The sequence below is a fragment of the Avibacterium paragallinarum genome, from assembly GCF_900450705.1.
In the GTDB taxonomy this organism is placed as follows: domain Bacteria; phylum Pseudomonadota; class Gammaproteobacteria; order Enterobacterales; family Pasteurellaceae; genus Avibacterium; species Avibacterium paragallinarum.
On record NZ_UGHK01000002.1, the window covers coordinates 291,286 to 300,955 of the forward strand.

Sequence of the window (9,670 nt, forward strand, 5' to 3'; positions counted from 1 at the left end):
GAGAAAACAATGAGTAAAACCAGACTAAAAAGCGACACCATCCGCTATCAAACCCGAGAAGAAGTGGAGATTGCGATTAAAGATATTGGCGATTTGCAACGTGAGTTACAACGCCTTGCAACCCACCAAAATGACGAATTGGCGGCGATTACCGAAAAATATGCCCCAAAAATCACCGCTCTTCAGGAGCAAATGAAGCCTTTACAAAAAGCTATCGAAGTGTGGTGTGAAGCCAACCGTGCGGAGCTGACACAAAACGGTAAAACGAAAACGGGCAGCTTTAACACGGGCGAAGTGCAATGGCGACAACGTCCACCGAGTGTATCAATCCGCAAAGCGGACGAAGTGTTGGCAAGATTGCGTGCGTTAGGATTAACTCAGTTTATCCGCACCAAAGAAGAGCCAAACAAAGAAGCCATGCTTGCCGAACCGAATATTGCTTCAACTATCGCGGACATTACGATTAAAACTGCGGTAGAAGATTTTGTGATTAAACCCTTTGAACAGGAGGTGTAAATGGACGATGTGATTGTAATGCTGGGGTATTTTGTCTTAATGGGGTGGCTGATGTGGCTGGTGTTTAAATCAATTTAAAGCCCTTTTCAACGCTCTTTAAACCTGATTTAAGGGGCGTTTATAAAGTGTTTTAAATCAAAAAATAGGAGCTGACAATGAATTATCACGCTGAAATAGACGTTAAATTGACTTTGGGTATTGAAGCTGAAACCAAAGACGATGCGATATGTTATATCGACCAACTACTGGAAGAAATCCATGAAGGATGCGCTATTGGTCTGAAGTATCGAATTAATTTTGTCAATGAGGAAGGCGAAGATGAAGAATAAATACCTTGTCAGAGTTTATGGAATGGTTGAAATCACAGTGGAAGCCGAAAGTATTGAGCAGGCAATGGCACAATGTGATTTGAATACCTTAGATTTAAATAAATTACCACATCAAATCACTGAAATTGACGAGGTTGTGGAGGTTGAAGAGCTATGACAACGCAAAAGCAAAGTGAACTTGCACTCAAGCTGGATATGATGATCGGACAGCTTCAACAGGCGGTTAGAGCGATTAATACGGGTAACTATATTGCGGCGGGGGTGTATATGGAAATGGTGCAAAACCAACTGCCGAAGGTGAGATGGCAGGTAAGGGGGTAAAGATGATTGACGAAAAAGTCCGAATGACAATCGAAATAGAAATGGAACGCCACCAGCTTGAACAGCTAGAAATATCAAGCAAAACGGACGTTTTAGGTGGCAATATTGTGCGACTTGATTGGGAGGGAGGCGTATTTGATGAGGTTGATGCCTATCGTGCTTTATTTGACACAGTAGATCCGAATTTAATGATGATCCTTTTTGATAACCTAGACAATGAGGATTTTGTTAATGAATTACAACTTGCCATTAAACGAGCTATCACGCCAATTATCAAAGATAAACGTAAGGCAATTTTGGAGAGTGAAAAATGAAAGAATATGAATACATACTGCTAGATTGCGATGAATATACAAGCAAAGAAGAAGTGTTAAAAAGCCTTGAGGGGAAAACGTGGATGCGTTTTGAGAGCGATTATAGTTGCCTTGATACTATTGCTGAAGAAATTTTAAAAGAAAATCATTTAGAATGGGGGATTTATGATGAAGAAGCTGATGGTGTCTGTCTTGCTGTAAAAAAAGCCGATAGTGAAGACTTTGAGGTTTATTATGTACAACCTCGGTATTTGTTTACACCAAGGAGCGACCTTATGTTTGATACTGATGATTTTAAGGGCGAAAGTGTTACTTAAAACCCATTTACCGCCCTTTGGCTCAGAGGGCGGAATAATGTGTTTTAAGGGAGGTCTAATGTACACTAAACCCAAATATATTCAGCTTATCCATATCGCCAAGCAAAAGCTCGGTATGGATGATCTTAGCTATCGCGCAATGCTAGAACGGCTCACGGGCAAAAGCTCAACGAAGCAAATGACTATTCCCGAGCTCACAAAAGTATACAACGAGCTAGAGAATAAAGGCTTTAAAAAAACGTCACGTAAAGGGAAATCACCAAGCACTACTCAACTAAAAACTAAAAGCAATATTGCCAAGAAAATCCTTGCACTTTGGATTGATATGGCACGTAAAGGCATTATTCGAGATGGTTCTGAAAAAGCATTAAATGTGTATATTATGAGGATTGTGAATGAAGTAACGCAAAGGCAACGTCCAGATCCCAAAATGCTGTATGTAGGCTTCTTACATACAATAGATAATACAATGGCAACAATTGTTGTCGAGCGACTCAAAAAATGGCAGCAACGGGTGGAGAGAAAAAATGGATAAAGACAAATTAGATGTGTTTGAACGCAAAGCCCCAGAAGTGTTGGCAGATTTAGCAGCTCATGTTGAGCAAGAGTTAATCAATCGTTATGAAATGCTCGGAGAACAAGCCAAACAAGCGGGAGTTGATGTGGCAATGCGGATTTCAAGAGCTTGGGCGGGGGAGATTATTTATATCCCTCGTGCTTTGCTATTAGCATTATCTGAACGTGATTTGAAAATTTGGCGTGAGTTTAATGGCGTTAATCACCGTGAGCTTGCCCGTAAGTATGGCGTATCAATGCAATGGGTATATCAGATAGTTAAACGGATGCAAAAGGAAGAGATCGACCGTCGGCAGTTTGATATGTTTAAGTAAAAAATCTTTAAACCACTTTAAAATAGTTCTTTAAACAAAATCTTTAAACTCCTTTTAAAAGCATTTAGAAGGAGTTTATGTTATATGCCCTTTCCCATTACCAAAATCGTGATCCACTGTTCTGCCACGCAGAACGGTAAATCCTTACGCAATAAAACAAAATCCGCCGCTCAAGTGATTGACAGCTGGCATAAGCAGCGTGGTTTTAAGCGTAACCCTATCAACACCAAACATTTTAACCCGCACTTGCCACATATTGGCTACCACTTTGTTATTGATACCGATGGCACGATTGAAACTGGTCGTCAAGAGGGAGAAAACGGGGCGCATGTCAAAGGGCATAACGCCCACAGCCTAGGGATTTGTCTGGTGGGTGGCATTAGTATCACAGGCAAAAACTACGGACGCTACACCGCCAAACAATGGCACGCATTACACAAGCTATTACAAGAGTTAGAGGCTAAATATCCAGATGCACGAATTTGTGGACATCGCGATTTAAGCCCAGACCTTAATGGCGACGGCACGATTACGCCCAATGAGTGGCTCAAGGATTGTCCGTGCTTTGACGTTTGGAGTTGGCTTGATAGCGAGCAGATTATTAACGTTGAGCATTTATTTAAGGAGTAATGATGAAATACCTATTTAGCACTGCTTGTGTAGGGGCGTCAGCGTATTTGTTAGGGTTAGATAATCCTTGGGGATTGGGCTTTTTAGCTTTGGGTTTAGTTACTGTTTTTATAGCAAGTGTTTGTAACTAGCTAAGGAGTAAATGATGAGTGTATCAATGAAATTTTACTGGGGTAAAAAATTCTCCCGTGGATGGAAAATGAGCAATAACGCCAAGCGCAACAAAGCGATTAATGGCGGACATACTGCAGCACAACAGTTTTATTTGTTATGGGGTTACTAAATGGCACTGAAAGAATTAATTACTAACGATAACGGCAGGCTTAGCACCACCGCCTTTATCCAGTTTTTCGGTGCAATGCTAATGGCAGGCATTTTGGCGTATAGCGTCTATTTAGACCGCTCAAATGTAAGCGAACTGTTCACCACTTTTGCACTATTTTGTGGCGGTGGTGTGGCAACGAAAGGCTTTGCTAATGCCCTTAATCGCCGTAAATCCTCACTGCCACAAGGAGAAGAGCAATGATGTTATCTGCAAGTTTAATTGCCTTCGGCGGTTTTGCCTTATTTGTGGTTTACGCCGTATGGCGATTTAAAAAAGCTGAGCGAAGCCTAGAACAAATGTTTGCCACCGTAGAGCGCCTTGAGCAAGAAAAAGCCGTGGCACAAGCCCAAGTAAAACAGTTTGAAGTGAGAAAAAACAATGAAAAAAAACACCGCACTGCTGATCGCAATGACCTTATTGACCGCTTGCAGCAACAAGGCGATCTCTGTGATTAATCCGAGTTGCTCTGGCTTTGGCTTAATCCAAGCCAGTCGGCAGGATACCACTGAAACCCTGCGCCAAATTGCGGTGCATAACGCCACTTATCGGGCGATTTGCCAAGAGGATAAAAAATGATGATGGAGTTATTAGAGTTTATCCAAAAGCATTGGGGATTGGTCGCAACCGTCATTGGCTCTGTTTGGGCAGGGATGAAACTATCAATGGACAGCAAATACCCCAAACGCAGTGAAATTGACGCTATCCGAAAAAATATTGATGAGGTGGAGCAACGGCTTACAAAGGTGGAGGATACCCTTGAGCATATGCCGACAAAAGAAGATTTATCTGCCTTGAAGATTTTGATGACGGAAATCAAGGGGGAGACGAATACCACCAATGCTCGTTTATCCACCCTAAGTCATCAGGTGGCATTATTAATTGAAGAACGTGTAAAAGGATAACTATGCGAGAGATTTTTATTAAAGACCAACGCCTTGTCATTTTACGCTCTCTTGTAGATGCGGGTTATGACGCCAATGAGTCTATTTTAGATGATTGCCTTGCCCTTTATGGGCATAACATTAGCCGAGATTTAGTGCGTAACCATTTGAATTGGCTGGAAGAACAAGGACTTGTGCAAATTGAGCGACTCAAAAGTGGTTTTATGATTGCAACCATCACCCAGCGAGGGCTTGATGTAGCTAACGGCGAAGCGGTTGTTGATGGCGTGAAAAAACCTGCCCCGAAGTTTTAAACCGTATTTAAAGGAGGTTTAAATGAGCGAAAAACTCAAGCGTGGGCGTGCAAGCAAAGTGGATTTATTGCCACCGAATATCAAAACCCAGCTCGCAATGATGTTGCGCGACAAGCAATATTCCCAAGCGGAAATTTTGGAAGAGATCAATGATTTGATCCGTGATTGTGGATTACCTGAAACAGCCTTGTTAAGCAAAACAGGGCTTAATCGTTATGCCAGCCGAATGGAAAAAATGGGGGCAAAAATCCGTCAATCTCGCGAAATTGCAGAAATTTGGACGAAGCAATTTGGTGAGGCACCACAGTCTGATATTGGCAAAATGTTGATGGAAATTGTGAAAAACATTGCCTTTGAAACCTCGCTTGGAATGAGTGAGGACGGTAGTGCTGATCCGAAGTCTATTGCGCTACTCTCTGCTGCAGTACAACGTTTAGAGCAGGCAGAAAGTCTGAGTTTTAAACGTGAGCAGGCTATCCGTCAAGAAACCATTAAACGTGCGGCGGAAGCGGTAGAAGAAGCCGCGAAAGAAACAGGGGTGAGTATGGACGATGTAACAAAAATGGTGAAAGCAGTCTATGGCATCGAATAACACGGTTCTCTATGGCTATCAGAAAAAATGGTTGAATGATAAAAGCCGTTTTAAGGTAGCGATGTTTGCACGACAAACTGGGAAAACTTTTACTACCACCCTTGAAATTGTGCTGGATTGCTTGGAGGCCGAAGCACGGGGTGAAAAAGTCCGTTGGGTGATTTTAAGCCGTGGGGAACGCCAAGCGAAAGAAGCAATGAACGAAGGCGTGAAAGTTCACTTAAATGCGATGGGCATTGCCTGTGAAATTATGGAAGTGCCGTTCAAAGAAGACACCACGATCAATGCCCTTGAAGTAATTTTTCCCAATGGGTCAAAAATTACCGCGCTCCCAGCCAATCCTGACACCGCTCGGGGCTTTTCGGCTAACGTGTTTTTGGACGAGTTTGCTTTTCACCAAGACAGCCGTGAGATTTGGAAAGCCTTGTTCCCTGTGATTTCGGCAGGCTGGAAATTGCGGGTAGTGAGTACGCCTAATGGCAAGGGCAATAAATTTTATGAGCTGATGACTGATCTTGACAATACTGAATGGTCGCGTCATCAAGTAGATATTTATCAAGCCGTTGCTGATGGTCTTCCACGCAACATTGAACAGCTCCGTAAGGGCTTAAATGATGAAGATGCGTGGGCGCAAGAATTTGAACTTAAGTGGCTTGATGAAGCCAGTAGTTGGCTTTCTTATGACTTAATTGACGGCGTCGAGCATCCGCAAGCAGGAAAACCCGAAAATTACACGGGCAACCCTTGCTTTGTAGGTATGGATATTGCAGTGCGGGGTAACTTAACGGTGATTTGGGTGCTGGAACTGGTGGGCGATGTGTATTGGACGCGCGAAATCATCACCTTAAAACGTACTAAGTTACGCCATCAGTTGGACGAGTTAAACCGTGTGATGCGTCAATATAATGTGGTTGCGTGCAATCTCGACCAAACAGGCATGGGCGAAAAAATGGTGGAAGATGCCCAATATCAACACGGCGAGCAACGGGTGCAAGGTGTGCTGTTTAATGTGGTGACCAAGCTCAATATGGCGACCCTTGGCAAAAATGCCTTTGAAGACAAACAAATTCGTATCCCGCAAGGGGATAGCGATTTGCGTGCCGATTTGCACAAACTCAAAAAAATTACAGGCTCAACGGGACAACCACGCTTTGTGGCAGAAAGTGATAGCGCGGGACACGCCGACCGTACGTGGGCGTGTTTTTTGGCCTTGCTTGCGGCTAAAGATGCCGTATTGCTGCCCGTGAAAGCCCATAGCAGAAGACCCAGAACGAGCCAAAAATTAACACAAGGATATTAACGATGAGATATATTTTTATGACAGCTTGTGCCATTTGTGCTACCTATTTGAAATTTCACAATATTGAAGGTTGGTGGTGGTTTTTAGTTATCGCCGTATTAGCATTTGGAGGATAAACAATGACACCAAAAAAACAAGATTTAGTGCGTGAAATTGCAACCCGTGCCAGTGCTGTGGATTATTGGGCATTTATGCACTATTTGCCAAACCCTGACCCTGTGTTGAAAAAAATGGGTAAGGATATTTCCGCCTATCGTGAAATTTTATCTGATAGCCATGTGGGCGGTTGTGTACGCCGACGTAAAGCTGCAATTAAAGGGTTAGAATGGCGACTTACACCAACAGGTAATAAAAAAGTCGATGAAATTCTGGCCGCACTTTTTGAACGCTTACCTCTCAACCATATCATTAACCAGATTTTAGATGCCACCCTCTTTGGCTATCAAGCTCTTGAGGTGATGTGGGCGGAAGAAAACGGCTTGTTATTACCTGCCGAGATTGTGGGTAAACCGCAAGAATGGTTTGTGTTTAATGAAGAAAATGAATTGCTACTGCGTGATAAAGAGGAGCGCGATGGTAAGCCTCTCCCTGAAATGAAGTTTTTACTTGCCACCCAGCAAGCAGATTATATGAACCCTTATGGCCGTGCCGATTTAGCCATGTGCTTTTGGGCGGCCACCTTTAAAAAAGGCGGGCTAAAATTTTGGCTCGAGTTTGTGGAAAAATACGGCAGCCCTTGGCTGGTGGGTAAACATCCAAGACAAACCCAGCCGCACGAAATTGAAGACTTGCTGGATAGTATGGAAAAAATGCTGGGAACTGCGGTTGCGGCTATCCCAAATGACAGCACCATTGAGCTGTTAGAAAGTGGTAGCAAAGGTGGCTCATCACAGGTGTTTGATGATTTCCTGCGTTATTGTAAATCAGAGATTGCTATTGCCATTCTAGGGCAAAATCAAACCACCGAAGCCGAAGCTAACCGCGCTAGCGCAACGGCGGGGCTTGAAGTAGCCAAAGCCATTCGCGATGAAGACGCGGCGATTGTAGAAAGCTGTTTTAATCAGCTTTTAAGGTGGATTTGCAAACTCAATTTTAATGTGGACACCTTGCCAACCTTTGAACTCTTTGAGCAAGAAAGTATTGATAAATTGCAAGCCGAGCGTGACCAATTGCTGGCGAGTATGGGGGTGCAATTTAGCGAGCAGTATCTCGCTCGCACTTATGGCTTTGAGCAGGGAGATATTACCCTAAAACAACAACCGTTACCGCAGCAAAGTGCGGCGCAAAAATCGGCAGAATTTAATGAGCCAGCTCCCACAATGCCACGCAATATTGCCGATGGCATTGTGGAACAGCTGGAAATTGAAGCAGAAAGCCACGTGGATAATTGGTTGCAAGCGGTACAAGATAAACTAGCATCGGCTGAAAGTCTTGAGGATTTTCGCACGCAATTAGATAGCCTTATCCCAGAATTAGATTTTAGCGAGTACGCCCAAGTCATGGCGTGGGCATCAACCAGTGCGGAGCTGGCGGGGCGTTATAGCGTCAATAAAGAAAGTAAAAAGGAACGCTAAATGGCAATAGAAAACGGTTTCACCTTTAAAGAGCAAGTGCGCTATTTTGAGAAAAAACTCAATTTACCCACTGACAGCTATTTAGATGTGTTAGGCGAAGAACACGACTATTTTTTTATGGTCGCAGGGGCAAATCGCAATGAAATCATCGCACAGTTTCGTCAAGCGGTGGATGATGCCATTGCACGAGGTGAAACCCTAGAAGGCTTTCGCAAGCGCTTTGATGAGATTGTGGCAAAAACAGGTTGGCAGTATAAAGGTGGGCGCAACTGGCGTACACGGATCATTTATGACACCAATGTGTATGGCGCTTATAACCGTGGGCGGTTAAAGCAGCATTTGGATTTAGCCGATGTGATGCCTTATTGGGAATATCATCACCACGACAACGCCCACCCACGTCAGGCGCATATTGATTTAGATGGCACCATTCGCCCAGCCAATGATCCGTTTTGGCGTTATTACTACCCTGTTAAAGCCTACGGTTGTCATTGTACCGTCGAAGCACACGATGAAGATGATTTAAGGGAAATGGGCAAGCAGGTATCACCTCCCGTGGAAATTGAATTTGAAGAGAAATTGGTTGGCGTGCGAAGTGGTAACCCAAGAACCATCAATCTGCCCAAAGGCTATGATGCAGGTTTTGCTCCGCATAATTTTGACAATCTCACCGCAAGCCGAAATCAATCGGTGGATGCGGTCTTAATGCAAAAATTAAGCCAGTCTGAGCCACGCCTTGCGAGCCGTTTGATTAATGATGTGATCGGTCAACGCCCGCAAGCGGTTGCAATGTTAAACACCGCAATGGCAGAGATGGTCGAAACTGTAGCCAAAGAGAAAATGGCGCGCGGTCAAATGAAATATGTGGGCGTGCTGTCTGATGATGTTTTGACTAAGTTAGAGGTGCTAGACAAAGCTCCACAAAGTGCGGTGATTGCGGTGCGTGATCAAGATGTGTTACACGCTTTGCGAGATAACAAACAAGCAAAAGGTATTAACTTACCTGTTGAGTTTTGGAAACGGCTGCCTGAAAAGCTACGCCATCCCAAAGCGATTTTGCTCGAAAGCCAGCAGAAGCAACCGACCTTAGTGTTTGTGTATGATACCGAGCAAGGCAAGGTGGCGGTCAAAATGGATTATGACATTCAACATCGCGATCAACTCACACAGAAAAAACAGCGGGTAAAAGTGAATATGGTGAGAACGGCAAGCACGATAAAAAGCGATGTCGAATGGAATGATTTTAAGAAAAGCTATGACTTACTGTGGGGAAATTTAGATTAATGCGGTGGTTTGCCTGATTCGAACAGGATAATGACGGATGAAACATTGCCGCCAACCTTTCCAGTAGGAAACCCCCACCGCTA

19 protein-coding genes are annotated in these 9,670 nt (G+C 43.8%); all 19 read left to right on the forward strand.

The window, feature by feature from the left end:
• Nucleotides 1-9 precede the first annotated feature (9 nt).
• Complete coding sequence (locus tag DXZ23_RS06065; RefSeq protein ID WP_017806857.1) at nt 10-516, forward strand: host-nuclease inhibitor Gam family protein; 507 nt, start codon at nt 10-12, stop codon at nt 514-516.
• Between the two features lie 155 nt (nt 517-671).
• Complete coding sequence (locus DXZ23_RS15375) at nt 672-845, forward strand: hypothetical protein (RefSeq protein WP_165381789.1); 174 nt, start codon at nt 672-674, stop codon at nt 843-845.
• Nucleotides 835-1,002 (forward strand): hypothetical protein, encoded by a 168-nt coding sequence (locus DXZ23_RS15380; protein ID WP_165381788.1) that lies wholly within the window; start codon nt 835-837, stop codon nt 1,000-1,002. Before DXZ23_RS15375 ends, DXZ23_RS15380 begins: the two co-directional genes overlap by 11 nt.
• Nucleotides 999-1,166 carry a hypothetical protein gene (locus tag DXZ23_RS15385; RefSeq protein ID WP_017806860.1) on the forward strand — a complete coding sequence of 56 codons (168 nt, stop codon included), beginning with the start codon at nt 999-1,001 and terminating at the stop codon, nt 1,164-1,166. Before DXZ23_RS15380 ends, DXZ23_RS15385 begins: the two co-directional genes overlap by 4 nt.
• Before the next feature lie 2 nt (nt 1,167-1,168).
• Nucleotides 1,169-1,480: a hypothetical protein gene (locus DXZ23_RS06070; protein WP_017806861.1), complete on the forward strand. Its 312-nt coding sequence runs from the start codon at nt 1,169-1,171 to the stop codon at nt 1,478-1,480.
• The gene (locus tag DXZ23_RS06075) at nt 1,477-1,797 is read left to right on the forward strand and encodes a hypothetical protein (protein ID WP_017806862.1); all 321 of its coding nucleotides are present in this window, start codon (nt 1,477-1,479) and stop codon (nt 1,795-1,797) included. The genes DXZ23_RS06070 and DXZ23_RS06075 overlap by 4 nt, the downstream gene beginning before the upstream one ends.
• A gap of 58 nt (nt 1,798-1,855) precedes the next feature.
• Entirely contained in the window at nt 1,856-2,332 is a 477-nt protein-coding gene (locus DXZ23_RS06080) for a gp16 family protein (protein ID WP_243398576.1), read from the forward strand.
• Complete coding sequence (locus DXZ23_RS06085; protein ID WP_114995466.1) at nt 2,325-2,687, forward strand: Mor transcription activator family protein; 363 nt, start codon at nt 2,325-2,327, stop codon at nt 2,685-2,687. Before DXZ23_RS06080 ends, DXZ23_RS06085 begins: the two co-directional genes overlap by 8 nt.
• 84 nt (nt 2,688-2,771) lie before the next feature.
• A complete protein-coding gene (locus DXZ23_RS06090; RefSeq protein WP_114995468.1) occupies nt 2,772-3,317 on the forward strand; it encodes an N-acetylmuramoyl-L-alanine amidase in 546 nt (181 codons plus the stop codon).
• Nucleotides 3,318-3,459: 142 nt separating this feature from the next.
• On the forward strand, nt 3,460-3,600 hold the full coding sequence (locus DXZ23_RS15390; protein WP_165381614.1) for a hypothetical protein: 141 nt from the start codon (nt 3,460-3,462) through the stop codon (nt 3,598-3,600).
• Nucleotides 3,601-3,843 carry a DUF2644 domain-containing protein gene (locus DXZ23_RS06095; RefSeq protein WP_017807566.1) on the forward strand — a complete coding sequence of 81 codons (243 nt, stop codon included), beginning with the start codon at nt 3,601-3,603 and terminating at the stop codon, nt 3,841-3,843.
• Nucleotides 3,840-4,097: a DUF2681 domain-containing protein gene (locus DXZ23_RS06100; RefSeq protein WP_114995470.1), complete on the forward strand. Its 258-nt coding sequence runs from the start codon at nt 3,840-3,842 to the stop codon at nt 4,095-4,097. Before DXZ23_RS06095 ends, DXZ23_RS06100 begins: the two co-directional genes overlap by 4 nt.
• Entirely contained in the window at nt 4,090-4,218 is a 129-nt protein-coding gene (locus DXZ23_RS15860) for a hypothetical protein (RefSeq protein ID WP_017807568.1), read from the forward strand. The genes DXZ23_RS06100 and DXZ23_RS15860 overlap by 8 nt, the downstream gene beginning before the upstream one ends.
• Nucleotides 4,215-4,544: a DUF2730 family protein gene (locus DXZ23_RS06105; RefSeq protein ID WP_017807569.1), complete on the forward strand. Its 330-nt coding sequence runs from the start codon at nt 4,215-4,217 to the stop codon at nt 4,542-4,544. Before DXZ23_RS15860 ends, DXZ23_RS06105 begins: the two co-directional genes overlap by 4 nt.
• Nucleotides 4,545-4,546: 2 nt before the next feature.
• Entirely contained in the window at nt 4,547-4,837 is a 291-nt protein-coding gene (locus DXZ23_RS06110; RefSeq protein WP_021724093.1) for a VpaChn25_0724 family phage protein, read from the forward strand.
• A 22-nt stretch (nt 4,838-4,859) separates the two neighbouring features.
• Nucleotides 4,860-5,429, forward strand: coding sequence for a DUF3486 family protein (locus DXZ23_RS06115; RefSeq protein ID WP_114995438.1), 570 nt, complete (start codon nt 4,860-4,862; stop codon nt 5,427-5,429).
• On the forward strand, nt 5,416-6,729 hold the full coding sequence (locus tag DXZ23_RS06120) for a terminase large subunit domain-containing protein (protein WP_114995472.1): 1,314 nt from the start codon (nt 5,416-5,418) through the stop codon (nt 6,727-6,729). The genes DXZ23_RS06115 and DXZ23_RS06120 overlap by 14 nt, the downstream gene beginning before the upstream one ends.
• Nucleotides 6,730-6,848: 119 nt before the next feature.
• Nucleotides 6,849-8,303 carry a DUF935 domain-containing protein gene (locus DXZ23_RS06125; RefSeq protein WP_021724090.1) on the forward strand — a complete coding sequence of 485 codons (1,455 nt, stop codon included), beginning with the start codon at nt 6,849-6,851 and terminating at the stop codon, nt 8,301-8,303.
• A complete protein-coding gene (locus DXZ23_RS06130; RefSeq protein WP_114995474.1) occupies nt 8,304-9,587 on the forward strand; it encodes a phage minor head protein in 1,284 nt (427 codons plus the stop codon).
• The last annotated feature ends 83 nt before the right edge of the window (nt 9,588-9,670 follow it).

Coding starts and splice junctions, on each gene's coding strand:
- DXZ23_RS06105 (WP_017807569.1), top strand. CDS start 4,215: ATGATGATGGAGTTATTAGAGTTTATCCAAAAGCATTGGGGATTGGTC.
- DXZ23_RS06125 (WP_021724090.1), top strand. CDS start 6,849: ATGACACCAAAAAAACAAGATTTAGTGCGTGAAATTGCAACCCGTGCC.
- DXZ23_RS06090 (WP_114995468.1), top strand. CDS start 2,772: ATGCCCTTTCCCATTACCAAAATCGTGATCCACTGTTCTGCCACGCAG.
- DXZ23_RS15385 (WP_017806860.1), top strand. CDS start 999: ATGACAACGCAAAAGCAAAGTGAACTTGCACTCAAGCTGGATATGATG.
- DXZ23_RS15390 (WP_165381614.1), top strand. CDS start 3,460: ATGATGAGTGTATCAATGAAATTTTACTGGGGTAAAAAATTCTCCCGT.
- DXZ23_RS06100 (WP_114995470.1), top strand. CDS start 3,840: ATGATGTTATCTGCAAGTTTAATTGCCTTCGGCGGTTTTGCCTTATTT.
- DXZ23_RS15375 (WP_165381789.1), top strand. CDS start 672: ATGAATTATCACGCTGAAATAGACGTTAAATTGACTTTGGGTATTGAA.
- DXZ23_RS06110 (WP_021724093.1), top strand. CDS start 4,547: ATGCGAGAGATTTTTATTAAAGACCAACGCCTTGTCATTTTACGCTCT.
- DXZ23_RS06115 (WP_114995438.1), top strand. CDS start 4,860: ATGAGCGAAAAACTCAAGCGTGGGCGTGCAAGCAAAGTGGATTTATTG.
- DXZ23_RS06075 (WP_017806862.1), top strand. CDS start 1,477: ATGAAAGAATATGAATACATACTGCTAGATTGCGATGAATATACAAGC.
- DXZ23_RS06130 (WP_114995474.1), top strand. CDS start 8,304: ATGGCAATAGAAAACGGTTTCACCTTTAAAGAGCAAGTGCGCTATTTT.
- DXZ23_RS06070 (WP_017806861.1), top strand. CDS start 1,169: ATGATTGACGAAAAAGTCCGAATGACAATCGAAATAGAAATGGAACGC.
- DXZ23_RS06095 (WP_017807566.1), top strand. CDS start 3,601: ATGGCACTGAAAGAATTAATTACTAACGATAACGGCAGGCTTAGCACC.
- DXZ23_RS15380 (WP_165381788.1), top strand. CDS start 835: ATGAAGAATAAATACCTTGTCAGAGTTTATGGAATGGTTGAAATCACA.
- DXZ23_RS06065 (WP_017806857.1), top strand. CDS start 10: ATGAGTAAAACCAGACTAAAAAGCGACACCATCCGCTATCAAACCCGA.
- DXZ23_RS06120 (WP_114995472.1), top strand. CDS start 5,416: ATGGCATCGAATAACACGGTTCTCTATGGCTATCAGAAAAAATGGTTG.
- DXZ23_RS06080 (WP_243398576.1), top strand. CDS start 1,856: ATGTACACTAAACCCAAATATATTCAGCTTATCCATATCGCCAAGCAA.
- DXZ23_RS06085 (WP_114995466.1), top strand. CDS start 2,325: ATGGATAAAGACAAATTAGATGTGTTTGAACGCAAAGCCCCAGAAGTG.